Source organism: Mesorhizobium sp. WSM4815 (assembly GCF_055811575.1).
Map to the genome: position 1 here is coordinate 128,834 of NZ_JBVVQS010000088.1, position 26,311 is coordinate 155,144.

The window sequence follows — 26,311 nt, forward strand, 5'->3', positions numbered from 1 at the left end:
CGAGTAAATGAGGTGGGTTCAGGCCGTCGCGGCGAGTGCCTGGACGCCGGACTCGGCGGCGTAAATCGAGCTGATTGCCGTTTCGATGTAATCATGGCCGTAAGCGTCGGTTGCTCGGATACCGGCGGTCGCGAGCTGATCCTTGGGGCAATCTCCAATTTTGACGCAAAGCACTACGTCTACGCCTTCCAGCGCAGCGATGACCCCGTCGAGAGTGGCCTTCTCGCCCCAACCCCCGAGGCAATACTGCTCAACCTTGCGGTGCCCGATAAAGTTGATCCCTATCGGCGACGCTTCATACACCTGGAATTCCTTGGCGTGGCCGAAGTGTTCGTTGACGCGGCCGCCGCCCTTAGTCGCCACCGCAACGAGGAGGGACCTGCCGGAGCTCGTTGTCTTGACCATTCCGATCGCTTCGCTCCTGGCTGCCAGGCGATCACGGCGCTCGTCCGTGACCAGCTCCCGATAGGCTTCGCGCTTGCCGGCATCGTAGGTGAGCTCGCCGGGAATCTGGTCCAGTGTGAATTCCTGGCCACGATCCTCACCCAACAGGCCGACGGCATCTGCCCGGCACTGCCGGCAGTGACGCATCAACTTGGCGCCGCCTTCAAGCCGATCCTGAAGAGCCTTCATCTCCATTGCATTTGGACCGCGCTGCCCGGTCAGTCCGTAGTGCGTGCCGTGCGCCGGGTCGGAAATCAGAGGCATGACGTTGTGCAGGAATGCGCCGCGCTGCTTGACCCACTTGTTCACCTCAATCAGGTGCTGGTCGTTCACTCCAGGGATCATCACCGAATTGATTTTGGTGAGGATGCCGCGCGCGCTGAGCATCTCCAATCCCAGCATCTGCCGCTCGTGCAGAATTCTGGCGGCTTGGATGCCGACGTAGCGGCGATGGTCGTAAAAGATCCAGGGATAGATCTTTGCGCCGACTTCCGGATCGACCATGTTGATCGTGATCGTCACGTGGTCGACATTCATGTCGGCAAGCTCGTCGACGTGGTCCGGCAGCGCGAGCCCGTTCGTAGAGACGCAGAGCCTGACGTCGGGGATTTCTCTGACGACCCGTTCGAACGTTGCCTTCGTCTTCTCCCAGTCGTAACAGGCATCGCCGGGGCCGGCGATGCCAAGCACGGAAAGCTGCGGCACTTCGTTGGCGACTGCGATCACCTTGCGTACTGCCTGATCGGGCGTCAGCTTTTCCGAGACAACCCCGGGCCGGCTTTCGTTGGCGCAGTCATATTTGCGATTGCAGTAGTTGCACTGGACATTGCAGGCCGGCGCGACGGCGACGTGCATGCGCGCAAAATAGTGGTGCGCCTCTTCTGAAAAGCACGGGTGATCCTTGATCTTGTCCCAGATGGCCGGATCCACATCGTCCGGCCTTGTCGACGACCCGCAGGAGGAAGATGCGCAGCCATCCGACTTCGCGCTCACCAGCAACTGGTCGGAGAACCTCGCGCCGGTCAGGCTCTCAACTGAAATCACCGGTGCGGCCATTGAAGGGCTCCGTTACGGGTTAACGTCGCGGTTCGAAGCGCAAGAGCAATGCCAACTGAAAAGGTGGCGCTAGTTCACGAATTGGCTTTGCGCGTCGGACATCATGGAGCTGCTCCGACATAGCTTTGTCGGACTTCTAACAGGACTATGTTAGAAGGTGAGGAAGACGACCCGGCCGGACATCAGTTCAAGATAGAAATCCCGCGTCGACCGCTCGGCCGTGATCGCCCTCGGCACAACTCCCGACCGGTCTTCCGACGAGGATGTCGCTCCCTCTCGGCGACGGCGAGCTCGTCCGCGGTGAAGTTGCCACTGCTCGCTTGGGTCTGCATGGTTCCGATTCAGGAGAGTGGGGTGACTCTTTTTGCGATCGGCATGACGCCGGCAAAGGCGGATGATGAAGGGGGTGTGACAACATCACACGCTCGCGCAGCTTTGGCCCGGGCTCCGACACATTTGGCGTAGCTGGCGCAGTGTTCTCGTTCTCCACGTCATGAGAACGCTAGAATTTCTTCACCTCAATACCGTGTCGGCGCAAAGCGTATCCGACCTGTCGTGGCGTGACGCCGAGGACACGGGCGGCCTTGGCCTGAACCCAGCCGACCTTCTCCATCGCGCCGATCAGCCGATCGCGTTCCGTCAGGCGCGGGCCTATTGCAGGGAGAGCGGGATCGTTTGCAGGGTCGGCAGTATGGGGTCGCACGTTATCCTGCGGGGCGCCGAAGCGCCCGGACGGCATCGGCAATCCGCCGGGCATTAAATTGCTTCGAAATCGCTGGTTGCCGGTATTGCCGCTGAGCGAATCAGCTTTTTTCCACAGGAGCCAAGATAGGCATTGGTTATTATTGCACGCAAAATCCGATGGAGCGATTGTCCTTGAGCGCGCTAGCGTGGCCGTCCTTTGCACGCAGTTCTCCAATTCTCGCACGTTACCGGGGAAGTAGCATTGCGAGATAAACTCGAGCGCCGACGGCGCGAAGGCGAGTTCGAGATGGTTCTCCTTGTTGAATCGTTCGAGGAAGGCGCTCGCAAGACGAGGGATATCCCCCGGTCGCTCTCGGAGCGGAGGCAGGATGATTGGCACCACATTGATGCGATAATAAAGGTCGGCCCTGAAATCCCCGTTTACGACAGCCGACTCGAGATCCCTGTTGGTGGCGCATATAAGTCGCACGTCGACCTGCAGCGTCTTGGTACCGCCAACACGCTCCAGTTCGCCTTCCTGCAAGACACGTAACAGCTTGGCTTGGAAGGCAGGCGAAATCTCGCCGATTTCGTCGAGTAGCAGCGTTCCCCCGTTTGCCAATTCAAAACGGCCGGCGCGCTGGGAAATTGCCCCTGTGAAGGCGCCTTTTTCATGTCCGAACAGCTCCGACTCCAGAACGCTTTCCGACAGTGCGGCGCAGTTTAACTTGACGAAAGACTTCCTCCGCCGGCGCGAGAGCCTATGTATGGCTTGCGCGAAAAACTCCTTGCCGGTGCCGCTCTCGCCCCTCAGGAGCACGGTGGAATTCGTCCTTGCTACAATGGAGACGGTTTCGAGCACCTGCTTGAGTGCGGGGCTCTCCCCGATGATCCCATCCATCTTGGCGGGTGCATGCGGGACGGGGTCGGTCCGGTCCTCATCGGACGAATTCTCCGCTGTCCAGCTCTCATCGACGCGCCGCTCACGATCCCTAGTCAAGCCGCGATGGAGGCGAATAGTGCGGCCTACGAGGTTGGCCACCATCGTCAGGAAGCAGATGTCCTCATCGTAGCGGGACCCGTTTGCGCTGTCTCTTACGATCGACAACGTCCCAAGGATCCTGTCCTCAGCCTTAACCGGGACGCCGATAAAGGCCATTGGGAGGGAACTGACACCAGGACGTGTTTGAAGCTCCGCCTGAAACAACTCGGACGTGCTGAGGTCCGCGATGACGAGCCGCGTGCCCGTAGCGACGATTTGATCTATTGCCGCCTTTGGTATGATGGGGTGAGTGCCTGATGGGCCGCTGCCGGCACTCGCGGCGATCTCCGGCTCACCTTCAGAGTCCAGGACAAAGATTGCTCCGTGACGCATTTGCACAAACGACGGGAGAGTGTTCGCGACATTGGCCAGCGTAACCTCCAGCCGGGCGGGAGCCGTCAGCGCCTTCGACACCTCGTAGATTCCCTTGAGCCAGTCATCTGCTTCGAACATCCCATCACTGGCGGGTTTGCGGAAGGTGTCTCGAGGTCCTACTCCGTTGACCCGATCATCCGGCCGTATGTGAGCCATGGAAACACCTCAGCGGTTGTGGTCCAGGGTGCTCCTCCCAAGCGCCTTTTCATCAGTTCAGGAAGTTCACTTGCTCCGCAATTTGGCGAGATGGTGCCGGCAAGATTGCGCCTTGTCGCGAGTTCGGGAGTACACAGGTGCACACCCGCCGAAACGGTGCCAAAGCCGATCATCCGAACTTGAAGAGGACGCCGAAGCCACCACGCGGATAATTCCATTCGATCTCGCCGCTGGCCTCGCACAAAACGCGGCAGGTGCCGCACTCCATGCAGCCATCGGCGGTGATTTCAACTTGACCTTTGTCGTTCAACTCATAGCATTTCGCTGGACAGACGCGTGTCAGCGCGAGCAGATTCGCGCTTGGTTGCTTGTGCGGTCGCACATTTATATGCGGACGGCCGGAGTCCACCAGATAGCGGTTCTGGTAAAGCTTGTCTTCGACACGTAATTCTGTCCCTGGGTTCGTCATGTCGTCAGTACCTCACCGCCACGCCAATGCCAGCCGGATCGCGTCGCTGACCAGCCCCAACCGCGAGCGCGCCTTGATGAAGGCTGCCGTGGTAGCCTTTTCCTTTTCGATCTTTGGCGTGCCGTCGACACGCATGAAGTTTTGCGCGGCTTGCGACATCAACCGCGGGTAGGTCGTGAAGAAATTGCAGGCGTTAGTGTGGAGTAAAGCTGGCATGTCTTTGTATTTCCGCAGGTCTTTGACTACGAAGGATTTATCCAGCATCGTCTGGTAAAGGGCGAGGTTCCGTTTGGTCATTGGATCGTTGCGTCTCTTCACCTGGATGATAGCCTCAGCCGCAATGCGACCGGAGGTCATGGCGAGGTTCGAACCCTCGCGGTGAACGGCGTTGTTCAATTGCGCGGCATCGCCGACAACGACCCAACCGTCGCCAAAGAGCTGCGGAATAGCCTTGTAGCCACCTTCGGGAATGAGATGCGCCGCGTATTCTTTCACCTCCGAACCGGCGATCAGCGGCCGGATCGAAGGATGGTTTTTTAGCGCGTCGAGAAGGGCGTAAGGGCTCTCCATCTTCGCGGCGAAATCCGAGACGAGGCAGCCGATGCCCAGTGAGATCGATTCCTTATTGGTGTAGAGGAACCCGAGCCCGGCCATGCCGTGGGATATCGTGCCGACTGCCTCGATCACGCAGCCTTCACTCCCTTTGACCCCGAACCGCTGCTCAATGACCTCTTCGGGCAGGAAATGCATCTCCTTTACTGCGAGCGCCACCGCTTCCGGCTTCAGCATCTTGCGAAGACCGCCCCGCGTGCCAAGCAGCCCGCAGACACCTTCTGCAAGAACAACTACGTCCGCGTAGATCGCTCCGCCGGCCCGATCCGTGCGGACGCCGATCACCTTGCCCTTGGCGTCACGGACGAGTTCCGTCACCGTCGTCTCGCACAGAACCGTCGCGCCGGCCTCGCGCACCCTGCGCGAAAACCATTTATCGAACTGGGCACGAATGATCGTATAGCGGTTGGGCTTCACCTCGTTGAAGTCGTCCGACCGATAGTGAATCCCGGTGTGGGAGGTGTCGTCCATCACCCAGAGCCGCTGTTCAACCAGATGCCGCTCGAGCGGTGCATCATCCCGGAAATCCGGGACGATCTTCTCCAGCATGTTCGCGTACATGATGGCGCCCTGGACGTTCTTAGAGCCCGGGTATTCACCTCGCTCCAACTGGAGTACCTTCAAGCCGTCGCTTGCCATGGTGTGAGCAGCTGCGTTCCCGGACATGCCGGCCCCGATGACAATGGCGTCGAACTCTTCGTTGATCATTTCCATCTCCCTTAGCTCGCAAGCTTGTCGCGACTGTGCGGTGACAGCCGCCGGGTGAAGGCCTCGGTCAGCGCGGGCAGGAAACGGACCGCATCGGTGACGATCCCGAGGTGAGCGAAATCGAAAATCGGCGCGTTCGGGTCGGTGTTGATGGCCACGATGAGATCGGCTCCCTCAACTCCAACGCGGTGCTGGATGGCGCCGGAAATACCGGCCGCTATGTAAAGCTTCGGCCGGATTGTCTTGCCTGTTTGGCCGATCTGCCGATCGGCCGACATCCAGCCCTTTTGGACCAGCGGCCGCGAACAGCCGAATTCGGCGCCTATCACTCGCGCGAGACTCTTCACAAGCTGCAGGTTCTCCGCTCCGCCGAGACCGAGCCCTCCCGCAACCACCACATCCGCATAGGCGAGATTGGCGTTGCCCGACTGGCTGTCCGGAAGGAATCCTAGCACCTTGGTGACGATTTCATTCTCGGCTAGCGACAGCTTGTGCGGGATGACACGCCCGATCGCTCTGTCGGCCCGCTGCGGCATGGGCATGACCCTCGGTCGCACCGTCGCCATCTGCGGCCTGTAATTGAGCGTGTAGATCGTGCATAGCAACGAACCGCCAAAAGTCGGGCGAGTCGCGGCGAGCGAACCGTCAGCATCCACGTCAAGTTCGGTGCAGTCGGCCGTTAGCCCTGTCAGCAAGGTGGTTGCGACGGAACCGGCGAGATCCCTGCCGAGCGTGGTTGCACCGAGAAGCAGGATCTCGGGTTTGTAAGTAGAAACCAGATCGGTCATCGCCTTGGTGAAAGGCTCATTACGATAGTCGGCGAGCACCGGCGCCTCGACGAAGTAGACGAGGTCGGCGCCATAGGCGAAGGCCTCGGCGACTGCGTTCTGGGTGGCTTCTCCCGGGGGTCCGAGCACAGCACCCGCGAGCTGGACGCCAAGTTTGTCCGCCAGCTTGCGGCCCTCGCCAAGCAGCTCGAAGGATACGGGGTGGACCTGGCCGCGTTCGAGCTCGATGAAAACCCAGACGTGCCGATAGTCCCTGAAACGCTCGAGAAGCTCCTTCTTCATCCCGGCACGGCCGGCGGGCTGGCGAGGGGTGTCTGAGTTCGTGCTCGACATATGGTCTGCTCCTTGCCGTCACGCGCCCTCGAAGGCGAGTTCCGGTTCCAGCGCCGGCTGGCGGGTGAAGATTGCACCAATCAGTTCGTCTGCGGTATCGCGCAGCGTCTTTTCGGCGGTCTCAATTTGCTCCGCCTTTTCCGAACGGGCGCTAGGGGCGAAAACGCGTTTGACGACCGTCGGCGAGCCACGCAAGCCGCATTTGGTGAGATCTTCGATGCCGGCCTCGGCCGCACTCCATTTCACAATCTGGCTGCGCGCGGCGCAAAGCGCGTCTTCGATCGAGCCCCGGCGCATCTCGTTTGTGCCTTCCAGCATGGTGATGAGGCAAGGCAGCCTGCTCTTCAGCTTCTGGGTGCCGCCCTCGCAACGGCGCTCGACCGTGATCTCGCCTGCAGCAAGATCAATGGAGGCGATTTTCGCGACATAGGTGAGTTGAAGGAGATCGAGACGCTTGGCGATGCCGGGCCCGACTTGGGCGGTGTCGCCGTCGATCGTCTGTTTGCCCGTGAAGACCACGTCCGGCGTGCCGAACGTCTCGCCGATCTTCGCGATTGCCTGGGAAAGAGCAAAGGAGGTGGCCAGCGTGTCAGAACCGGCAAAATAGCGGTCGGTCAAAAGCACCGCGCGATCGGCGCCGTAGCCGAGCGCCTTGCGCAGGGAGTCCTCGGCCATAGGTGGACCCATAGTGAGCACGGTGACCTCCCCGCCATAAGCGTCGCGCAGCCTGAGTGCTTCTTCGAGGGCGAACAAGTCGTAAGGGTTGATGATGGTCGGCACACCCTGGCGCATAATGGTGTTCGTCACAGGATGGACCCGTATCTGTGCCGAGTCCGGCACCTGCTTGATGCTGACGACGATATGCATTGGCGTTCTCTACGCTGTTATCCCGATGCGGGCTGGCGGTGCGAGTTCATGTTTGCATGATTCGTGCCAAGTGATTTGCGAACGTCTGTTCCTTGTAAATTGCATTGATCTTTTCTGAGGCCCCCGGTTTCGGTGCCCGAATTGTTGGCTTGTCGACATTGTCGCGTCGCAACTAGTAGCGCTTATTCGCCGAACCGCTTCAGGACGGAGTCGAACGGAACGAATGTGCGGCCTGGCGCGTGAGGTTTGTTCGGATTGTGATCTTTGAGCACCTTGAAAACCCGGTGCGTGAGCGGGGAGGAAAGCGCGAACTCCTCGTAGGCGCGTTCCAGCATGGCGCGCATGCGCGCGGCGATCACCTGGTCGGGCAGACCGGAGAAATCTTCCTCGGCAAGGTATTGGCCCACACGCTTGAGGATATGCAGCCGTGAGACATTGAGCACCTTCGGATCATACGAGACGCCAAGGACAGCGAAGAACTCCTCCGCGGACGACAGGCCTTTCAGTCGCGTGAGGATGTTGGTGACGTCGATGGGACTGCTGTCAGCGGAACAACTCATTGCGTTCTCCCTTTGTCGGAAACGGTTCTAGTGCGTTGGTCGCACATTCGACATGCAGCCTCGAAAGCCGCGGTTTGATGAACGAATGCGCTAAGCCAGCGCGGCAATCGCCTCGTCGACACAACTGCCTCCGGTGCCGAGGCCGGACGTGGCGCGGTACAACTGGTCGATCTCCATGGAGGCAGCCGGCCCCGCTTGGAAGCGAGCGAGGTGGGCTGACGCAACGGCCCCGCAGGGCCCGAGCGGGATGGGCTCGACTGTCTCCGGATTGGCCCTCGACCTGGCGCTCGGCCTCCCGACCGACGTCTCCTCGGCCGCCAAGGGGGCAATGCGGTGAAGCCGACTTCGATATCTGCCTCCTGAAGGACAGCCATCGCGGCGGCCACCTCTTCGCGTGCGCTGCCCGCGCGCTCGCCGACGCCAAGGACGACCGAGGCATGGCGCGCGCCGGCGTGGATCGCCGCCACCCGTGTTGGCGGTAGCGAGGCCGAAAACGTTATGGCATGGAATTCGAGGTCGACGGGAGACTTCGCTGCGAGCGGGGTGACAAGCTCGAAAGTCGAAAAGGGATCGAGGGCGCTGACACTATCGGCCAGGCTGAGGCGGCTTTCGCCAGCGCGCGCCGCCGTCTTAATAAGGCGGGCGAGATAGTCCTTGTTAGTATGTGAAGCATCCTCAGAGCCCAGGGCGAGGAAAAAGCCGCTGGCGGCCGCGCGCCCGACCATATGCTCGATGAGCTTTAGCGGTCCTTCCCGGACTAGCCCGAGCTTGGTGGCGAGCTGGATATCCGATGCAGGCAAGGACAGATTGAGGGCGCTGACGCCGCTCTCGACCGATGCATGGAAATCCCGTGGGGTCATCCGGCGCCCTGCCGTGAACCGCACCGGAACACTCCGTGCGACCACGGCGCAAATTGCGTCGATCTCGATCGCAAGCTTTCCGCCACCGTGAAGGCAACGCCGGGTGCCTGCTCGCCCTCGCGCAGGGTAGTATCCTTGAGAAAGACCCGACTGCTCATGAATGGACGCCGGTTCATCTGCCGCTGAGACCTGGTACGCATTGAAGGCGTTCGGCGCTCCGTATATTCGACCCGGAACTGTGGGCGTCGCGCAGCTTCTCCACAATTGAAGGCAAGACCTCTAGCACCCGGTCCACCTCTTCTTGTCCGTTGTCACGCGCGAAAGAGAAGCGGACCGCCCCATGGGGCATTTTCATCGCCTTCAGCACATGGCTTGGCTCCGCACAGCCCGATGTGCAGGCGGACCCGGAGGAACAGACGATACCCTCGCGGTCGAGGAGATGCAGGATTCCATGACCTTCAATACCTTCGAAGGCCATGTTTGCGGTGTTCGGCAAGCGCTCCAGGGGATCGCCGTTGACGAAGCTGTTTGGGACACGCTGGACAAGCCCGTTCTCCAGCCGGTCGCGGAGCCACTTTATCCGCGTGGTCTCGTCATCCATGAATTTCAAGGCGAGTTCGGCGGCCATGCCGAGCCCGACTATGCCGGGCGTGTTTTCGGTGCCCGCGCGCCGTTCGCTCTCTTGGTGACCCCCCTTGATCAGGGACTGGAACGGCACGCCGCGCTTGACGAAAAGTGCGCCTACCCCTTTTGGTCCATGAAATTTATGGCTGGAGAGCGACAGCATGTCGATGGCGGTTGATTTCAGGTCCATCGGGAGCTTGCCGACTGCCTGCACGGCATCAGTGTGGAAAAGCGCGCCGACTTCCTTGGCCAATTCGGCGAGCTTGGCGACGGGGAAGATCGTACCAGTCTCGTTATTGGCCCACATGATCGAGACGATTGCCACGTTCGGGTTGAGGACGGCCCGGTAAGCGTCGACGTTCAGCCGGCCATGGCGGTCCACCGGGATCCTGTGCACCTTAGCGCGGCGCGCCTCCTCAAGATGAGCGCAGAGGGTCAGCACAGCCGGATGTTCGACAGCGGAAGTCACGATCTCTGTTCGGTCAGGCATCACCTCGAGCGCCGAAAGAATGGCCGCATTGTCGCTTTCCGTTCCACCCGAGGTGAAGGTGATCTCATCGTCGAACTCCGCGCCGATCAGCGCCTGCAACTGACGCCGCGCGTTGCTCAACGCGGCGCCGGCAAGGGCGCCAAAACCGTGCGCCGACGAAGGGTTGCCGAATTGATCCGTAAGCAACGGCAACATCGCTTCAACGACCGCGGGATCGACCCGTGTCGTTGCGTTGTTGTCGAGATAGACAACTTTCATGGGCTATGGTCCTCAATGGATCGAATGACGTGAGGCGCAACCCGGTCGCATCGAGCCTTGCGCATGCCGTTGCTGGCGGAGACGATCCAGAAGCGGTGCAGGTGCCCCCCAGATTGGCGCAGATTGGGCCGCCATCGCACCGATAAGCTCACCTCAGGCGCCCTCTCTCCTTCCTTCGGCAATCAACTACAGGACTTGCCGCAGGAGCACTTCCCGCTCGCATTCGGATTGTCGAAGACAAAGCCGGAGGTTTCGAGACCCGTGACGAAGTCGACGGCCATGCCGGCTACATGCGGCTGGGTGCCGGCGTCTACGAACACCTTGATCCCATCTGTCTCGATGATCGCGTCGCCCTCGTGCGGGACGCTCTCCAGGCCCATCGAGTATTTGAAGCCGGAGCAGCCGCCGGCCTCGACCTTAATACGAAAGCCTTCTGCCGGCTCACTAGCGGCGGAAAGAGCGGTTTTAACGGCGGCAACGGCCTTGTCGGTGAGCGTAATCATCGCTCGTTTCTCCTCAGTGCGTGACGGTTTGGGCATCACCGTGCATGGACCGTGCCAATGGGAAAAACCGTTTCCGGACAGTGCGACATCGCCAACGCGGCCACGATTCTGGTTCGGCTGTTACCGCGAAGGTGTCGGACAATCGACAGGTATTGTCGGATTTGTCGAGACCGCCACAGGGGGATGAGCTCAAGTTCCCTGTGAACTGGCATGTAAGTCGGTTTCCGAGCGCTTCGAGCAATTGGCACGACTTTTGAGCTCTTTTTTGGCGGGGCGAAGACGCCCCACCGACAGGATGCGCAACCAGGGGTCAAGACATGCACCAGCGCGAGCAACCTTCGCCGGAGAGAATCCGGCGGGCACGCGAAGACAGCCCAACAATCCGCGACCGCGATCTCGCCGCCCAATTGGGCATTTCGGAAGCGGAGCTTTTCGCGGCACATTGCGGTTTTGGCACGGTGCGCATCCAGCCACGCGTTAATGATATGCTGACCGGTCTCGAGGCGGTCGGCGAGGTGATGGCGCTGACCCGCAATGCCAGTGCCGTGCATGAGAAGATAGGCATCTACGATAAGGTGTTCACCGGAAAGCATCACGCCATGGTGCTCGGCAAGGACATTGATTTGCGCATCTTCCCGAACGTGTGGGCGCACGGCTTTGCCGTCGAGACACGCGATGGCGGGGAGATCCACCGCAGCCTGCAATTCTTCGACGCCGCAGGCGAGGCAGTGCACAAGGTGCATCTGAGGTCGTCCTCCAACCTCTATGCGTATCAAAAACTGACAGACGAGCTCCAATCCCCGAACCAGGAGCCGATCGTGTGGGTTAAGGGGAGGTCAGCCGAAAATGTCGCAAAGATTCCGGACCAAGCCGCTACAGTCGACGACCTGCGGGAGCACTGGAGCCGGCTGACCGACGTGCACCAGTTCTTCGGCATGCTCAAGGCCCTGAACCTCAGCCGCCGCCAGGCGGTGCGCATGGTCGGCCAGGATTACGCCTGGCTGCTCGACAATGCTGCCGTTGGCGCCATGTTCCATCGTGCGGCCGAGGACGAGATGCCGATCATGTGCTTCGTCGGCAATCGTGGCTGCATCCAGATTCATTCCGGTCCTATCAAGTCGGTCAAGCAGATCGGGCCTTGCATCAATGTGCTCGACGAGACTTTCCACCTGCATCTCAGGGCCCACCACATCCGTGAGGTTTGGGCCGTGCGCAAGCCGACCAGGGACGGTCACGTCACGTCACTCGAAGCCTATGGCGCCAACGGCAAGATGATCATCCAGTTCTTCGGGACGCGCAAGGAAGGCGAACCCGAGCGCCACGACTGGCGGCTACTGGCCGAGAACCTGCCGCGCATTCCCCGTTCAACCGCCGCTTGAGGTGAGACCGATGCATATCGATTCCCGTTTCGCTCGGCATGCGCCGCTACTCTGGATTTTGCCGACCACCGCTTTGCCTGCCGAGGCCAACGAGGGGACAGCTGCCTTTTTGCGGCCCGCCGAGGATCACCTCGATCGGAGACGCCATTCCCGAGGGCCATCGCGCTTGGCGAGGATCGCCATCATTGATCCCGTTGCCATGAGCCGCAACCGGAACTCCGCGGTAAAGCTGCTCAATGCAGGCAAATGCGTCAGCTGCCCAGACGGGTGTGTTGTCGGTCAATTGTCCAACATCCCAGATGTACGGCAGCGGGCGGGAGGAATTGCTCGAAGTGAAGTCGATTGGTCCCTCCGTCAAGTTTCCAGAGGACGGCCTCCACAAAGGCATCTCGAATGATCCTTCGCCGGCAAGAGCCCTCGGCGTCTCATGCCAAGCTCGAAAAGCTAGCGTCCGAGACGGATGCAAAGCTGAACACGCCCCAAAGCAGCCCGCATTATCAAAGAACGCTTAGCGCATCCTGTTCGCGCTATCGGCTCACCGCGGCTAGATTCTTGCCAAGAGCAGCAACACAGCAGTCAACGGCCAGGTTGCCGATGCGACCAGTGCGGTCGAGGATTTCTCCGGCTACCAGCAGATACCCCCACGAGGCGATCGCCATCGTCAGGCCGATGTGATCCTGACGCAGAAGAATTGGGGCTGCCGATCTCCGCAGTGAGCTATTTGCGGGCGCCCTGATGGCCTCGGCGCCGGCGGACGTGGGGCCCTCTTTTTGCCATAGGCGCGGCCGATCGCGGCCCCGTCTCCGACTCGCTCAGGCGCTCGACCGCATACAAATCATCTCGCGCAAGAGATCGGGATCCGGAGCCTTCTCCACGAGCGCGCAGGTTCACCATGCCGCCGGTCATCGATCGTCCTTCGAATTAGTTGGGTCAGCAACCCGACCTTACCGACGAAGTATCGATGACGACCGCAAAGCCGCTCGCTCGCTACAGCGCTCGTGGAGGGCGCGCTCGCGAGCGGCTTCGCTACCGCCGAGCTACACCCTCTCTCGCAGGTGACCTCGTTCGATACTTAGCCTCTTCACTCGGCTCCTCGCTAGCATTTTTTCCTGCAAAACCTTGTCGTGTCTGGAACAGTCATGAATGTCGAAATTCGTACCAAGGTTAGCCTCAGAAGGGCAGCTACAACGGAGATATGAGCAGCGCCAATGGTGCGCTTATTCGGCACGCAATTTGCTCGACGTTGTCATCGGAGGCGATGTCGGCAGTGCGCGCGGAGCTCAGCGGTGACGAACAGCCTTGCGATCTCAACCGAGCGTAAACGCCTGAACGCAGGAGAACCAAATGGCGACCAACCCGGTTCCAGATCATGTCCCGCCGGAAATGGTGGGCGACTTCAGCCTTTTTTCCTCGCCAGGCATGTCTCCGGCGCCCAACGGCGACCCCCACGCAGCAATCGCTTGCGTGCATGCCGGACCGCGAATCTTTTATTCGCCCTGGAACACGCGTACCGGGCAGGGTGCTTGGGTCATCACTCGCGCCGCAGATCAGCGCCGGGTGCTGCAGGAGACCGAAAACTTTTCCAGTCATCGCAACGTCTTCGCATCTGCACTGGGCGAAGACTGGCCGACGATCCCGCTCGAACTCGATCCCCCTTCCCATGCAGTCTTTCGCTCATTGCTCAATCCGCTCTTTTCGCCGAAGCGTGTAACGGAACTGGAGCCCGCCATCCGCGAGCGAGCGATAGCGCTTATCACGAGGATCGCCTCGTCGGGAACAAGCTGTGATGTCATGAAGGATTTCGCCTTTCCTTTCGCGGTCAGCATCTTCCTTCGCTTCATCGGACTGCCGGAGCACCGTCTTGAGACGTTTGTTGCCTGGGCGAAAGATCTGCTCCATGGCGATGATGTCAGACGGCCGGCGGCGGCTCGGACGATTGTAGCGTTCATAGACGAGCTGGCGGCGATGCGCCGCAACAAGCCCGTCGACGATTTCATGAGCTTCATTGTGCAGGCGCAGGTCGAGGGCCGCGGGCTGACAGACCAGGAGGTCCGTGGCATTGGCGTGCTCGTTTTGGTGGCGGGCCTCGACACGGTCGCTACAGCCATAGGCTTTGACTTGGCCTATCTCGCGCGAAAAATGGAAGATCAGGAATTGCTCCGAAACGAACCGGACCGGATCGTGCGCGCAGCCGAAGAACTGCTGCGTGCCTTTCCGACCGTTCATTTGATCCGCGTCGCACGGAAAGATATCGACTTCGAAGGCGCGCCGATCCGCAAGGGGGACTTCGTTTCCTGCGCCACGATGATTGCAAATCGTGACCCGGCGGAATTCGAATCTCCCAACACGGTCGATCTGACCCGAGAAGGCATCCGCCACGCCGCCTTTGGCTATGGTCCCCACCGGTGCCTTGGTTCACATCTCGCGCGCCGGGAAATTGTCATTGGCCTGGAGGAGTGGCTGGCGCGCCTGCCGCCCTTTCGAATCAAGGAGGGAACAGCACCCATCACCCACGGCGGCCAACTGTTCGGGATTGAAAATCTGATCCTGGAGTGGGGCTAAACCTAGCCCGGCCTGAGCTGGGGCACAGACGTTGGAGGTCGCCTTGCGCATCATCGTTCACCAAGCCAGATGTCAGGGACATGCGCAATGCGCGGCGCGAGCGCCGGCAGTCTTTAAGCTGGATGAGGCGGGTTACATCCTCCCCGGTGACATCGAGGTTGCGGACGCGGAGCAACTGCTTGCGTCGGATGGGGTGAGATCCTGCCCCGAACTTGCGCTGGAAATCGACGATCCACCCGCTGCGCTAATCGCTTCGGAGGCCACCCTCAAACCGAAGACAGAGGTCCCGGAACACGTCGGAACCACCGAATTTGCGGCAGACCCGACGGGCCAAGCGAAAATCGTCGAACTGCTCGACCGTGAGGCGATCCGTGACTGCCTCTATCGGTACTGCCGCGGGATAGACCGTGCCGATGAAGCGGCACTGCGCAGCGCCTACTGGCCAGATGCACATGACAATCACGGGGCCTATTGCGGCTCGGCAGAGGGCTTCATCCGGTTTGCGCTCGGCGTCTTCAAGACCGGACCGCGCAACATCCATCAGATCACGAACATCCTTGTCGAATTCATCAACCCGGCAGAGGCCGCAGTCGAGAGCTATTTCACCGCGCTGCAACGCGGACCGGACAAAGACGGAGAAATACGCCAGATGCTGCTAAGCGGGCGCTACTGCGATCTATTTCAAAAGAGGGCAGGGGAGTGGCGGATTGCCGAACGGACCGTTGTCTATGACTGGCTCGAGGAGCAGATCCCATCGTCGGTGCTGGAGGCAGAACGCTTCGGCACGCGACAGCCGATTGGAGCACCGTATCCGGACGATCCTGTCTATGCGCTCGGGGAGCGCCGCATTGCTTCTCATGACAGTGCCATCACAACCTTGGGACCGCATCAGTATGACTACGGACTGTGAAACTTCCAACGCCACCGCGCCACCTGCAAGGGAAAGATGGGCCGGCAGGAACCCCCGCGTGAGAGCGGCAACGCTCTGGTCTGAAACCGTGAGCGCACCGAGGACGCCGGTGGTATCGATTTGCTGGAGCTTGGCAGAGCCCCTCATCGATCCTGAAACTGTCCAATCGCGTTACGGACCCAGTTGAGAGATTTCGACCAGGGACAATGCTGCCAGACCGAACTGGGGGAGACCGGATCATCCCCCCATCAACAACGCTATGGGTCATGGTTTAGCGCGGTGACTTCGAAGGCCAGCTTGGTCATGCGGTCGACCCGCGGCCCGCTGTATTGGGGTTGAGCCCGCGCCGGCGGTGCCCGTAGTCGGACCCATGTGCTCTCGGCAGGGCCGCTGCATCGCGAAAACAAACCAGGAGAACGGGACCATGTCCGCACAGAAAGACGCATGTGTCGGCGCCGGCCAATGGCCCACCAGCATCGAGCCGGAGAGGGGGTTCGACGAGCATGTTCTTGCCTGCGTTCTCTCGTGTGCGCTCAAGGAGGTCGAGGCTGGCGAAGCGACAGCGACGGAGTCAACAGGGCTGTCCCTTGCCGAGCTGCGCGAGGTCCTGCCCCTGGGTTTGTCCGCAACCGCTATGGCGGCCTTAGCCTTGGAAGACGTCAGCGATCCTGAGCGGGGCATGGAGGAAGAACTTCTGCGCGGCCTTCTGCTGGCGCATGCCCGGCCGAGCGACCCGGCGAGCGCGCGCTTCGCTAAGATCGTCGCCCGGCGCGCCATGCGCGATGACCATCTGTGGCAGGATCTTGGTCTTCTCAATCGGGCCGAGCTCAACCGCCTGCTTGCCACCCATTTCCCGATGCTTGCAGCCGGCAATACCCAAAACATGAAATGGAAGAAGTACTTTTACCGCAAACTCTGTGAGGCCGAAGGGTTTTTGCTATGCACTGCGCCCAATTGCCGGGAATGTAGCGATTTCGACGGTTGCTTCGGCCCGGAGGAGGGCGAATGTGAAGAACGCGTCACATTTGATTTAGGGGCCGCTTTTGGTCACGAGGCCTTGAGGCCTTGATCGCCGTCCCGCCACAAGCGCTTTTCCCGGCGCCGCTGTATGGAGGAGGGGATGTTCATCGCCTCGCGATATTTGGTGACCGTGCGGCGAGCGAGATCTATGCCGCATTCCTTGAGCCGGTCAGCGATGTCATCGTCAGAAAGCATGTTATCAAGCGATTCTTCGGCGACCATCGCTTTGATCCGATGGCGGACAGCTTCGGCGGAGTGCGCGTCACCGCCTTCACAGGAGGCGATCGCGACAGTGAAGAAATACTTGAGTTCGAACACGCCGCGTGGGGTAACCATGTACTTGTTCGAGGTCACCCGGCTTACAGTCGACTCATGCATGTTGATCGCGTCAGCGACCGTCCTAAGATTGAGGGGCCGTAGGTGGGCGACGCCATATTCCAGAAAGGCATCCTGCTGGCGCACGATTTCGGTGGCAACCTTAAGGATCGTCTTGGCGCGCTGATCGAGGCTGCGGATCAACCAGTTCGCGTTTTGCAAGCATTCATTGAGAAATGTCATGTCTTTCGATTTTTTGGCGGCTCGGCAGGAAACCTCCGCGACATAGCTTTGGTTGATCAGCACCTTGGGCAGCGTGTTCGGATCAAGTTCGATCTGCCATCCACCTCCTGGCGAGCGCAGGACCCATACGTCCGGTATCACGCATTCCGGCGTTCCCGACTGGAATCTGTTTCCAGGCTTGGGGTCAAGCGCACGGATTTCCTGCAACATGTCGAGAAGATCTTCTTCATCGACGCCGCAACGCTGCTTCAATGTCTGAAAATCGCGTCGCGCAAGCATCTCAAGGTTGGCAACCAAAACCGCCATCGCCGGGTCGAACCGGTTTCGCTCGCGCAACTGTATCTCGAGACATTCGCTGAGCGATCGTGCGAAAATTCCCGGTGGATCGAGGTGCTGCAAGACGCCCAGCACCCGTTCCACATGGGCCAGCCCGACGTTTAGGGTGTCAGCCAAGTCCGAAGGACTTACCCGAAGATAGCCAGTGTCATCCAGATGCCCGGCAAGCTGATGAGCAATCAGCCGCTCGTGCGGTGTGAAGGCGGTGAGGGAAATCTGACGAGCGACATGGTCGTGCAACGTTTCCGCTAAGGCGACAAACTCCTCGTAGGCAGGACGCTCGCCCGGCGTGGTGTTCGTCGTGCTGAGCTGGGATTTCCCTTGCCTGGGCAGGTCCGGGGACCTTGCCCAGTTCGGTCCTTCAACCTCGCCAGACCACCCTTCGTCGTTTGGCGCATGCTCCAGAAGCGGATTTTTCTCGAGCTCCTGGTCCACGAACTGATGCAGTTCGGCATGCGTCAGCTGCAACAGGCGAATCGACTCGATGAGTTGAGGCGATGCCGCAAGAGACTGTTTCTGAAGTAGGCTGAAGGACGATTTCATGGTCGGTTCGGTATTCCTGTCAAAGAAGCTCTTGGCGGTGGCTAATTAGATCTCTCACAGGTCGACGCTTCTAAGCCGCGTCACTGAACGACCTCACGGGCCGCGCGCCTCCAGAGCTTTGCGCTCTGCACACAGTGTCGTCCAAAACGCAGTTGCGCATGGTCGATGTGCAAAAGGTCACGCAGCGTCCTTCAATGATTGAAGGACGTTCTGCGGGGATGAGACGCCATAGGGGTCGGTCTCGCAGTTGTCGGAGAAACCTTCCTCCTCAAACCACTGCTCCACCACGCCATTATTAAGCAGAGCCGCGTAGCGCCACGAGCGCATACCGAAGCCCAGATTGTCCTTGGCAACCAGCATGCCCATTTTGCGCGTGAACTCGCCAGACCCGTCCGGGATCAGCTCGACCTTCTGCAGCCCCAAGGACTTTCCCCATGCGTTCATGACAAAGGCATCGTTGACCGAGAGGCAGTAGATCGCGTCAACTCCTTCTTTCTTGAAATCCTCGTAGAGATCTTCGAAATTGGGCAGTTGGTAGGTCGAGCAGGTCGGGGTGAAAGCGCCAGGCAGGGAGAACAGGATGACGCGTTTGCCGGCAAAGTAGTCGTCGGATGTTTTTTCTTCCCAACGGTACGGATTTGGCCCCTGGATTGAATCATCGCGAACACGCGTCAGAAACGTGACGAATGGGACCTTCTTTTGACCGGTCATCAACTTGCTCCTTTTGAAGAAACTGGCGCACTGGATTTTACTGAGGCTATCGGATTGCCGCGCTGGGGTGCTGCCAGGCCAGGGCGCGAGACAATGCCCTACGCGGCTCCCGATTCTTTCCCCCTTCTGGTCTATGGGAACGGCCCGGCTCCAGATGTTCGGATCTCCAAACCGGGCGATGCGCAGTCTTCAGCGAGGACAACCACCGCCGCCTTCGCCGATCGTTTAGAGCTTCGCGTGCCAGCCATGGTTCGGTATCCGCTTTCATCGTGTTCAATGGGCTCTGAGCACGAGCAGCAAGAGACATGCCATTTGCAATGAAGCTGCTTCTGCACTCCCCTTTCGGACGACGTCTTTCGCCACGCGGGATGCGCGCCATAGCCGTCGGTGTGTAGCGCGGATATTTGCGCTTCCGCCGGCTGGCAAACACCACACAGCGCTATGCCCATGCCCACGGCGCAGCCGCGGGCACCACCGCAGCGAGGGGGCACAGTGCGCTCCTAGTAGCGGTGTTGGCAGAGGCATGACTGACGCGAACGCACGCCTGTGACAGCAATTCATGGCGGCCGCTCTTCGGCAATCGCCATGATCCCGAGTCGATGAGGATCGAATTTGGCTCGGCCACGATCATGACATGCTTGGCGTTCCAACTGGCTTCGCCGTGCGTGTCCATCGAAACCTCTGTGTCGGAAACGGAACTAGAATTGTCGCAAGGCCGACCGAAACGTCGCCAAGCCGCCGCTGGTTAGCGGGAAGGGGCGCAACGCAAACGGAGCGCCACCCGGGCACGCAAATTGCGGTCGATGATCTTGTCGGTGGGACGTCCGCAATTCGAGCGAGACCCTCGGCTGCGCCCTAACGTCGGCGTTGCAAGAGATGATTTGACGTCTCGCTAGCTCGCGGTTGCTGAACATACGATGCCTGACCTTCAAACGATGATTGAAGAGCAGATTACGCCCTATCTCCCAAGCTCGTCGGCTCCGCCAGTGGGAAGAGTCCATGCCATGAGGCTGTCGGACATAGTTATCCGCGACGGTGAAGCCCTAGCGCTGACACCTTGCAATCTCAGGACATCGACGAGGCTACGCCTCAAGAACGGCACCTGGTCATCCATCAGCTGCCTAGCGCGACCCGCGCTCGCCCGGGCTGCGTAACCTGACCAACTCCGCCCGGGCGAACGCTGATGCACTTCCTGTAGCCGCGAACGGTGAAACCGGCGAGGCGAGGCGCCCGGCACTGGTCCAGGCCCCATCGGGTGGTAGCCGCGACCCAGGTCATATCTAGGCGAGACGAAGGCCTGAACCGACAAAGTAGTCGTGGGCGGGATCGCGCCGCGCGGCTGGTGCGGCTGCATCGCGAGCGCTGAGCTGAAGGTCTTTCCCGTCAGAGGTTGGTTAGGTTGTGCGTTTCGGGCCGAATAGGAACACCGTGAGGGCTGCGAGGAACGTGGCAACCGCGCTGTAGGCAAACACACTGGCGACGCCGACATTGTTCACAAGCAAACCGCCGAAGATCGCGCCGGCTGCGATGGCAATCTGGAACGTTGATGTCATCAGCACACCGGCGCTTTCGGCCTGCTCGGGAACGGCGCGCAGCACCATCCAAGTCTGTACCCCCACCGGCACCGCACCGAAGCCAAAGCTCCATACAGCAACCGCAATGGCCGAGGCGGAGGCCGATGCTCCAGGCATCAGCAATGAGACAGCGGCTATCGCCATGAGCAGGGGCGGCAGCGCCGCGACTGCCTTGAGGCTGTGTTTCGCCAGGAATGCGCCGGCTAAATTGCCGAAGAAGCCGCATACGCCGGAAACGAGCAACAGCAATGAGATCGTCTCGATTCGGAGGGCGGGAATCTCCTCGAGGTAGGCCCGGACATAGGTGAAGCTGGCGAAGTGCCCAGAAGCGACCAGCAGTACGACCAAAAGCGCGACCCTGATAGTTGGCTTCTTGATCACATTCAGCAGACCGCGGAGTCCAGCCATTTCAACCGGCGGCAACGTCGGAATGGTTACGAGTTGCACCAGCAATGTAACGCCATTGACGGCTGCGGCGATCATAAAGGTGGCTCGCCATCCCCAGATGTCGCCTACATAGGCGCCGACTGGAGGCGCGCAAACGATAGCGACCGAAACGCCGGTGAGGATGATTGATAGGGCGCGCGGCAGGAGATGATTTGGAACCAGCCGAATCGCCAGCGATGCCGAAATCGACCAGAAGCCTCCAAGCGCAATGCCGAGCACGACGCGTGCCGCTAGGAAAACCGGCAGCGACCACGCGACACCCGCCAGAACGTTGGACAGGATCTGAAGCAGCATCATCGCCCACAGGACGATCCTGCGGTCCAGGCGCTTTGTTATGAAGGCGATCGTCGGCGCAGAGATCGCCGCAGCAATCGCCGTCGCTGTCATCGTCTGTCCAGCCGCACCCTCTGTGACATGCAGATCATGCGCGAGCGGCGTCAGTACGCTGGCAGGCAAAAGCTCTGCCGCCACCAACCCAAAGGTGCCCAGGGCAAGCGATATGACCGCGCCCCATGCGGGACGAGATCGTTGATCCGGCTTTTCTGGGCCGTGCAGAAAAATCTCCATGAAGCCTGTCGCGGATTCGGTCATGAATAAGCTCGCCAGCTTGGGTGCAACTGCAACATGGGTTCGCTGCAGCGACCCGCATTCATGGAGCACGCCGTTGCTGGCGGCGTCGCACGAAGGGAATGTTCATCGCTGCCCGACATGTTGTGACAGCGCCGCGTGCAATATCAGTGCCGGTTCTCCGAGCCGGACCAGGATGTGATCGTCGGCAGTCGTCGCATCAGGCATGTTCCATGCCGACTTCGCGGGGGCCAGTCTCGAACCAGCCATGCGCAACCAGCTACCGGGCACGCACGTCTGATGTCCCGCGGCGGCGGCGCGCAAGCCCGTCGCTTTGCCGCCGCCTGTATGCAGCCGAAGGTCGGCTCTAGCTCGAGGGCCCGAGTTCTTCAGGTGTCGGTCTCGAAGCTGACGCCTTGTGTCGGGCATTGTCGGGTTCGCTACAGGGCTTGTTACGACAATCACTTGTCTGGCAGCAAACACTTGTTGAAGCTCAGGCTAACTCGCGGGACACAAACGAAAAAATCCCTGTTCGTTATCAGCAAGTCTACTTGGCACGAGTCTTGAGACCCTTTCGGTGTGAGGCTGCAAAAGCTGCCCATCGGCATTCATATTGCGGCCAGCCGCGACGGATGGAACGAAGGAAGGAAATCTATAATGTCAGGTCTGCGTCAGATCGCCTTTTACGGAAAGGGCGGCATCGGCAAGTCCACCACCTCCCAAAACACACTCGCCGCCCTGGTCGACCTCGGGCAGAGAATCCTCATCGTCGGCTGCGACCCCAAAGCCGACTCCACCCGCCTGATCCTGAACTCGAAGGCTCAGGATACTGTCCTGCATCTGGCGGCGCAGGAAGGTTCGGTGGAAGATCTCGAGCTGCAGGACGTGCTCAAGATTGGCTACAGAGGCATCAAGTGCGTGGAGTCCGGCGGCCCGGAGCCGGGTGTTGGCTGCGCCGGCCGAGGCGTCATCACATCAATCAACTTCCTCGAAGAGAACGGCGCCTATGACGATGTCGACTATGTCTCCTATGATGTGCTCGGCGACGTGGTTTGCGGCGGCTTCGCGATGCCAATCCGCGAGGGCAAGGCGCAGGAAATCTACATCGTTATGTCTGGGGAGATGATGGCGCTCTATGCCGCCAACAACATCGCCAAGGGCATCCTGAAATATGCCCATTCGGGGGGCGTGCGGCTCGGAGGCCTGATCTGCAACGAACGTCAAACCGACCGTGAGCTCGACCTCGCTGAAGCCCTGGCTTCCAGGCTCAATTCCAAGCTCATCCACTTCGTGCCGCGCGACAACATCGTCCAGCACGCCGAGCTCAGGAAGATGTCAGTTATCCAGTATGCGCCGGATTCCAAGCAGGCCGGAGAGTACCGCGCGCTGGCCGAGAAGATCCATGCCAATTCTGGCCAGGGCACCATCCCGACGCCGATCACCATGGAGGAGCTCGAGGACATGCTGCTCGACTTCGGCATCATGAAAACCGACGAGCAGATGCTTGCTGAGCTTCAGGCCAAGGAAGCGGCCAAGACGGCCGCCCAGTAACGACCGATATTGGTCGCCTCTCGAGTTGGGCGTCTTGCAAAGAACGGGCGCCTCATCGGTGGGGCGTCATCAGACACCTTGAAAGGGGTCCCATGAGCCTGGAATACGAGAATGATGGTGCTCTCCATGCGAAGCTTATCGAGGAGGTGCTATCGCAATATCCCGACAAAGCGGCGAAGCGCCGCAAAAAACACCTCAGCATCGCAAAGAGCGGGGGTGAGGCTGGCGGGGAAAGTGAGATCCTTTCCGAATGCGACGTCAAATCGAACATCAAGTCCATCCCCGGTGTGATGACAATACGCGGCTGCGCCTATGCCGGCTCAAAGGGCGTGGTCTGGGGCCCAGTCAAGGATATGGTCCATATCTCGCACGGCCCCGTCGGTTGCGGCCAATATTCCTGGTCACAGCGACGCAATTACTATGTGGGCACAACGGGCATCGACACTTTCGGGACAATGCAGTTCACCTCCGATTTCCAGGAGAAAGACATTGTCTTCGGCGGTGACAAGAAACTGGAACAGATCATCGACGAGATCGAGATGCTGTTTCCGCTGAACAACGGCATCACCGTGCAATCCGAATGCCCGATCGGTCTCATTGGTGATGACACCGAGGCAGTTTCTCGCAAGAAAGCCAAGGAGTACGAAAAGACTATCGTGCCGGTGCGCTGCGAGGGCTTCCGCGGCGTCTCGCAATCACTCGGCCACCACATCGCCAATGACGCGATCCGCGACTGGGTCTTCGACAAGAAGGACGTCGAGTTCGAGGCCGGTGCTTACGATGTTAACGTCATCGGAGACTACAATATTGGCGGCGACGCCTGGGCCTCGCGCATCTTGCTTGAGGAGATAGGATTGCGCGTGGTCGGCAACTGGTCGGGCGACGCAACACTGGCCGAGATTGAGCGCGCGCCAAAGGCCAAGCTCAATCTCATCCACTGCTACCGCTCGATGAACTACATCTGCCGGCATATGGAGGAAAAGTATGGCGTCGCCTGGATGGAGTACAATTTCTTCGGACCGTCCCAGATCGAGACCTCTCTGCGCAGCATAGCCAAGCATTTCGGGCCGGAAATCGAGGAGAAAACCGAGAAGGTGATCGCCAAGTACAGACCGCTTGTTGACGCCGTCATCTCCAAGTACCGGCCGCGTCTCGAAGGCAATACCGTCATGCTATACGTCGGTGGCCTGCGCCCCCGCCACGTCATCACAGCTTACGAGGACCTCGGCATGGTGATCGTCGGCACTGGCTACGAGTTCGGCCACAACGATGACTATCAGCGCACCGGTCATTACGTAAAGAACGGCACGCTGATCTATGACGACGTTACCGGCTACGAGTTGGAGAAGTTCATCGAGGGAGTTCGACCCAACCTCGTGGGCTCTGGCATCAAGGAAAAATACCCGGTGCAGAAGATGGGTATTCCGTTCCGTCAGATGCACTCCTGGGACTATTCGGGACCTTATCACGGCTATGACGGCTTTGCCATTTTCGCGCGTGACGTGGATCTTGCCATCAACAATCCGGTCTGGGATCTCTACCAGGCCCCTTGGAAAGAACGCCCGCCCAGTGGGCGGGCGATAGCTGCCGAATAGACGCCCTGTCCTGGCCTAGTCTCCCCAGAGAGACCATGAACCCCGCGAGCTTGTGAGCCTCGGGATTACCGGAAACGTCTCGATCTATCTGAGCTGCCGAATGCGCGGCCAGATTAAAAAGAGGAATACCAATGCCGCAGTCGGCCGAAAAGATTCTCGACCACGCTCCCCTGTTCCGCGAGCCGGAATACAGGCAAATGCTCGCCGAGAAGAAGCTGAATTTCGAATGTCCGCACCCGGATCAGATCGTTACCGATCAAGGCGAATTTACCAAGACCTGGGAATACCGCGAAAAGAACCTCGCCCGGGAAGCGCTGGTAATAAATCCCGCCAAGGCCTGCCAGCCGCTCGGCGCGGTGTTCGCGGCCGCGGGCTTCGAGCGGACCATGTCCTTCGTCCACGGCAGCCAAGGCTGCGTGGCCTATTACCGCTCGCACCTGTCGCGCCATTTCAAGGAACCTGCTTCGGCGGTTTCCTCCTCGATGACCGAGGACGCGGCAGTGTTCGGCGGCCTGAAGAACCTGGTCGACGGGCTCGCCAACACCTACCAGCTTTACGATCCCAAGATGATCGCAGTGTCGACGACATGTATGGCGGAGGTCATAGGCGACGACCTGCACAGCTTCATCGAGAACGCCAAAGAGGAAAAGTCAGTCCCGCTCGACTTTGACGTGCCCTTTGCCCACACACCAGCCTTCGTTGGTAGCCATGTCGACGGCTATGACGGCATGCTCAAGGGTATTCTGGAGCACTTCTGGAAGGGCCAGCAGCGTACGGAAACCAAGGGAAGCATCAACGTCATTCCGGGCTTCGACGGTTTCTGCGTTGGCAACAACAGGGAACTCAAACGTCTGCTCGATGTAATGGGTGTTTCCTACACCTTCATCCAGGACGCGTCTGACCAGTTCGATACACCATCGGACGGGGAATACCGGATGTACGACGGCGGCACGAAGATTGATGAGGTGAGGGGGGCACTCGACGCTGAGGCAACGCTTTCGCTGCAGCACTACAACACCCGAAAAACGCTGGACTATTGCGGGCAAGTTGGGCAGGCCACGGCTTCCTTCCATTATCCGCTCGGCGTCCAGGCGACTGACGAATTGCTGATGAAGATCTCGGCGCTTTCCGGGAAGGAAATCCCCGAGGCAATCCGGCTGGAGCGCGGCCGACTGATTGATGCCATGGCGGACAGCCAGTCCTGGCTGCACGGCAAGAAATACGCGATCTACGGCGACCCGGACTTCGTGTACGCCATGGCCCGCTTCGTCATGGAAACGGGCGGCGAGCCGACACATTGCCTCGCCACCAACGGCACCTCGGCGTGGGAAGCCGAGTTGAAGAAACTGCTTGCATCCTCGCCCTTCGGCAAGGACGCTCAGGTCTGGGCGGGCAAGGACCTTTGGGCTATGCGGTCTCTGCTCTTCACCGAGCCAGTGGACCTGCTGATCGGCAATTCCTATGGCAAGTATCTGGAGCGCGACACCGGCACGCCGCTGATCCGGCTGACATTTCCGATATTCGACCGGCACCACCACCATCGCTTTGCGCTCATGGGCTACCAGGGCGGATTACGCGTGCTGACCACGATCCTCGACAAGATCTTCGACAAGCTCGATCGCGAGACGAGCCAGACGGGCGTGACGGACTATTCCTATGACCTCACCCGCTAAAAGACGGCCGGCTTTTCGCCCAGGCGGTTCGTTGCCGAATTGGCTTTGGGGCTTAA

General features: G+C 60.0%; 21 protein-coding genes and 1 pseudogene. 9 read left to right on the forward strand and 13 right to left on the reverse strand.

Going from position 1 to position 26,311, the window contains the following annotated elements; translation table 11 throughout:
• Positions 1 to 18 precede the first annotated feature (18 nt).
• Entirely contained in the window at positions 19 to 1,437 is a 1,419-nt protein-coding gene (nifB, locus tag AC0L2B_RS11520) for a nitrogenase cofactor biosynthesis protein NifB (RefSeq protein ID WP_473745463.1), read from the reverse strand.
• Here nifB and AC0L2B_RS11525 point away from each other — a divergent pair.
• Positions 1,361 to 1,573 carry a hypothetical protein gene (locus AC0L2B_RS11525; protein ID WP_473745470.1) on the forward strand — a complete coding sequence of 71 codons (213 nt, stop codon included), beginning with the start codon at positions 1,361 to 1,363 and terminating at the stop codon, positions 1,571 to 1,573. The genes nifB and AC0L2B_RS11525 overlap by 77 nt on opposite strands.
• A gap of 429 nt (positions 1,574 to 2,002) precedes the next feature.
• On the opposite strand, the gene nifA is transcribed toward AC0L2B_RS11525, so the two are convergent.
• The 9 genes from nifA to AC0L2B_RS11570 all read right to left on the reverse strand — a co-directional run bounded on the left by nifA (position 2,003) and on the right by AC0L2B_RS11570 (position 10,829).
• On the reverse strand, positions 2,003 to 3,757 hold the full coding sequence (nifA, locus tag AC0L2B_RS11530) for a nif-specific transcriptional activator NifA (RefSeq protein WP_473745443.1): 1,755 nt from the start codon (positions 3,755 to 3,757) through the stop codon (positions 2,003 to 2,005).
• A gap of 169 nt (positions 3,758 to 3,926) precedes the next feature.
• On the reverse strand, positions 3,927 to 4,226 hold the full coding sequence (locus AC0L2B_RS11535) for a ferredoxin family protein (RefSeq protein ID WP_473745444.1): 300 nt from the start codon (positions 4,224 to 4,226) through the stop codon (positions 3,927 to 3,929).
• 12 nt (positions 4,227 to 4,238) lie between these two features.
• The gene (locus tag AC0L2B_RS11540) at positions 4,239 to 5,546 is read right to left on the reverse strand and encodes an FAD-binding protein (protein ID WP_473488620.1); all 1,308 of its coding nucleotides are present in this window, start codon (positions 5,544 to 5,546) and stop codon (positions 4,239 to 4,241) included.
• Between the two features lie 11 nt (positions 5,547 to 5,557).
• Positions 5,558 to 6,667, reverse strand: a complete 1,110-nt coding sequence (locus AC0L2B_RS11545; protein ID WP_473745445.1) for an electron transfer flavoprotein subunit alpha/FixB family protein — start codon at positions 6,665 to 6,667, stop codon at positions 5,558 to 5,560.
• Between the two features lie 18 nt (positions 6,668 to 6,685).
• Positions 6,686 to 7,534, reverse strand: a complete 849-nt coding sequence (locus AC0L2B_RS11550) for an electron transfer flavoprotein subunit beta/FixA family protein (protein ID WP_473524416.1) — start codon at positions 7,532 to 7,534, stop codon at positions 6,686 to 6,688.
• A 182-nt stretch (positions 7,535 to 7,716) separates the two neighbouring features.
• On the reverse strand, positions 7,717 to 8,094 hold the full coding sequence (gene nifW / locus AC0L2B_RS11555) for a nitrogenase stabilizing/protective protein NifW (protein ID WP_473745446.1): 378 nt from the start codon (positions 8,092 to 8,094) through the stop codon (positions 7,717 to 7,719).
• Positions 8,091 to 8,954 (reverse strand): beta/alpha barrel domain-containing protein, encoded by an 864-nt coding sequence (locus tag AC0L2B_RS11560; RefSeq protein ID WP_473745464.1) that lies wholly within the window; start codon positions 8,952 to 8,954, stop codon positions 8,091 to 8,093. Before AC0L2B_RS11560 ends, nifW begins: the two co-directional genes overlap by 4 nt.
• 172 nt (positions 8,955 to 9,126) lie before the next feature.
• Positions 9,127 to 10,326 carry a cysteine desulfurase NifS gene (gene nifS / locus AC0L2B_RS11565; protein ID WP_473745447.1) on the reverse strand — a complete coding sequence of 400 codons (1,200 nt, stop codon included), beginning with the start codon at positions 10,324 to 10,326 and terminating at the stop codon, positions 9,127 to 9,129.
• 182 nt (positions 10,327 to 10,508) lie between these two features.
• A complete protein-coding gene (locus AC0L2B_RS11570) occupies positions 10,509 to 10,829 on the reverse strand; it encodes a HesB/IscA family protein (RefSeq protein WP_473535571.1) in 321 nt (106 codons plus the stop codon).
• A 317-nt stretch (positions 10,830 to 11,146) separates the two neighbouring features.
• Between AC0L2B_RS11570 and AC0L2B_RS11575 the strand changes: the two genes are divergently transcribed.
• From AC0L2B_RS11575 to AC0L2B_RS11595, 5 genes and pseudogenes are all read left to right on the forward strand, one after another.
• Positions 11,147 to 12,208, forward strand: a complete 1,062-nt coding sequence (locus AC0L2B_RS11575) for a hemin-degrading factor (protein WP_473745448.1) — start codon at positions 11,147 to 11,149, stop codon at positions 12,206 to 12,208.
• Positions 12,209 to 13,552: 1,344 nt separating this feature from the next.
• On the forward strand, positions 13,553 to 14,770 hold the full coding sequence (locus AC0L2B_RS11580) for a cytochrome P450 (protein ID WP_473745449.1): 1,218 nt from the start codon (positions 13,553 to 13,555) through the stop codon (positions 14,768 to 14,770).
• Between the two features lie 43 nt (positions 14,771 to 14,813).
• A pseudogene (locus AC0L2B_RS11585) lies at positions 14,814 to 14,984 on the forward strand (ferredoxin); the annotation flags it as partial.
• A 126-nt stretch (positions 14,985 to 15,110) separates the two neighbouring features.
• Positions 15,111 to 15,680, forward strand: a complete 570-nt coding sequence (locus AC0L2B_RS11590; protein ID WP_473745465.1) for a nuclear transport factor 2 family protein — start codon at positions 15,111 to 15,113, stop codon at positions 15,678 to 15,680.
• A gap of 424 nt (positions 15,681 to 16,104) precedes the next feature.
• Complete coding sequence (locus tag AC0L2B_RS11595) at positions 16,105 to 16,749, forward strand: nitrogen fixation protein NifQ (protein ID WP_473488630.1); 645 nt, start codon at positions 16,105 to 16,107, stop codon at positions 16,747 to 16,749.
• Here AC0L2B_RS11595 and rpoN read toward each other — a convergent pair.
• From rpoN to AC0L2B_RS11610, 3 genes are all read right to left on the reverse strand, one after another.
• A complete protein-coding gene (gene rpoN, locus AC0L2B_RS11600; RefSeq protein WP_473480587.1) occupies positions 16,728 to 18,137 on the reverse strand; it encodes an RNA polymerase factor sigma-54 in 1,410 nt (469 codons plus the stop codon). The genes AC0L2B_RS11595 and rpoN overlap by 22 nt on opposite strands.
• Before the next feature lie 177 nt (positions 18,138 to 18,314).
• A complete protein-coding gene (locus tag AC0L2B_RS11605; protein ID WP_065010713.1) occupies positions 18,315 to 18,848 on the reverse strand; it encodes a peroxiredoxin in 534 nt (177 codons plus the stop codon).
• A gap of 1,394 nt (positions 18,849 to 20,242) precedes the next feature.
• Complete coding sequence (locus AC0L2B_RS11610) at positions 20,243 to 21,460, reverse strand: MFS transporter (RefSeq protein WP_473480585.1); 1,218 nt, start codon at positions 21,458 to 21,460, stop codon at positions 20,243 to 20,245.
• A 633-nt stretch (positions 21,461 to 22,093) separates the two neighbouring features.
• Here AC0L2B_RS11610 and nifH point away from each other — a divergent pair.
• The 3 genes from nifH to nifK all read left to right on the forward strand — a co-directional run bounded on the left by nifH (position 22,094) and on the right by nifK (position 26,255).
• On the forward strand, positions 22,094 to 22,987 hold the full coding sequence (gene nifH, locus AC0L2B_RS11615; RefSeq protein ID WP_404926324.1) for a nitrogenase iron protein: 894 nt from the start codon (positions 22,094 to 22,096) through the stop codon (positions 22,985 to 22,987).
• Positions 22,988 to 23,079: 92 nt separating this feature from the next.
• Entirely contained in the window at positions 23,080 to 24,582 is a 1,503-nt protein-coding gene (gene nifD, locus AC0L2B_RS11620) for a nitrogenase molybdenum-iron protein alpha chain (protein WP_473646289.1), read from the forward strand.
• Positions 24,583 to 24,713: 131 nt separating this feature from the next.
• Positions 24,714 to 26,255 carry a nitrogenase molybdenum-iron protein subunit beta gene (nifK, locus tag AC0L2B_RS11625; protein WP_473745450.1) on the forward strand — a complete coding sequence of 514 codons (1,542 nt, stop codon included), beginning with the start codon at positions 24,714 to 24,716 and terminating at the stop codon, positions 26,253 to 26,255.
• Positions 26,256 to 26,311 lie beyond the last annotated feature (56 nt).

What these genes read in the sequence shown, in the direction of transcription:
- AC0L2B_RS11525 (WP_473745470.1), top strand. Translation starts at nt 1,361, where the DNA reads ATGGCCGGATCCACATCGTCCGGCCTTGTCGACGACCCGCAGGAGGAA.
- nifA (WP_473745443.1), bottom strand. Translation starts at nt 3,757, where the DNA reads ATGGCTCACATACGGCCGGATGATCGGGTCAACGGAGTAGGACCTCGA.
- AC0L2B_RS11535 (WP_473745444.1), bottom strand. Translation starts at nt 4,226, where the DNA reads ATGACGAACCCAGGGACAGAATTACGTGTCGAAGACAAGCTTTACCAG.
- AC0L2B_RS11540 (WP_473488620.1), bottom strand. Translation starts at nt 5,546, where the DNA reads ATGATCAACGAAGAGTTCGACGCCATTGTCATCGGGGCCGGCATGTCC.
- AC0L2B_RS11545 (WP_473745445.1), bottom strand. Translation starts at nt 6,667, where the DNA reads ATGTCGAGCACGAACTCAGACACCCCTCGCCAGCCCGCCGGCCGTGCC.
- AC0L2B_RS11550 (WP_473524416.1), bottom strand. Translation starts at nt 7,534, where the DNA reads ATGCATATCGTCGTCAGCATCAAGCAGGTGCCGGACTCGGCACAGATA.
- nifW (WP_473745446.1), bottom strand. Translation starts at nt 8,094, where the DNA reads ATGAGTTGTTCCGCTGACAGCAGTCCCATCGACGTCACCAACATCCTC.
- AC0L2B_RS11560 (WP_473745464.1), bottom strand. Translation starts at nt 8,954, where the DNA reads ATGACCCCACGGGATTTCCATGCATCGGTCGAGAGCGGCGTCAGCGCC.
- nifS (WP_473745447.1), bottom strand. Translation starts at nt 10,326, where the DNA reads ATGAAAGTTGTCTATCTCGACAACAACGCAACGACACGGGTCGATCCC.
- AC0L2B_RS11570 (WP_473535571.1), bottom strand. Translation starts at nt 10,829, where the DNA reads ATGATTACGCTCACCGACAAGGCCGTTGCCGCCGTTAAAACCGCTCTT.
- AC0L2B_RS11575 (WP_473745448.1), top strand. Translation starts at nt 11,147, where the DNA reads ATGCACCAGCGCGAGCAACCTTCGCCGGAGAGAATCCGGCGGGCACGC.
- AC0L2B_RS11580 (WP_473745449.1), top strand. Translation starts at nt 13,553, where the DNA reads ATGGCGACCAACCCGGTTCCAGATCATGTCCCGCCGGAAATGGTGGGC.
- AC0L2B_RS11595 (WP_473488630.1), top strand. Translation starts at nt 16,105, where the DNA reads ATGTCCGCACAGAAAGACGCATGTGTCGGCGCCGGCCAATGGCCCACC.
- rpoN (WP_473480587.1), bottom strand. Translation starts at nt 18,137, where the DNA reads ATGAAATCGTCCTTCAGCCTACTTCAGAAACAGTCTCTTGCGGCATCG.
- AC0L2B_RS11605 (WP_065010713.1), bottom strand. Translation starts at nt 18,848, where the DNA reads ATGACCGGTCAAAAGAAGGTCCCATTCGTCACGTTTCTGACGCGTGTT.
- AC0L2B_RS11610 (WP_473480585.1), bottom strand. Translation starts at nt 21,460, where the DNA reads ATGACCGAATCCGCGACAGGCTTCATGGAGATTTTTCTGCACGGCCCA.
- nifH (WP_404926324.1), top strand. Translation starts at nt 22,094, where the DNA reads ATGTCAGGTCTGCGTCAGATCGCCTTTTACGGAAAGGGCGGCATCGGC.
- nifD (WP_473646289.1), top strand. Translation starts at nt 23,080, where the DNA reads ATGAGCCTGGAATACGAGAATGATGGTGCTCTCCATGCGAAGCTTATC.
- nifK (WP_473745450.1), top strand. Translation starts at nt 24,714, where the DNA reads ATGCCGCAGTCGGCCGAAAAGATTCTCGACCACGCTCCCCTGTTCCGC.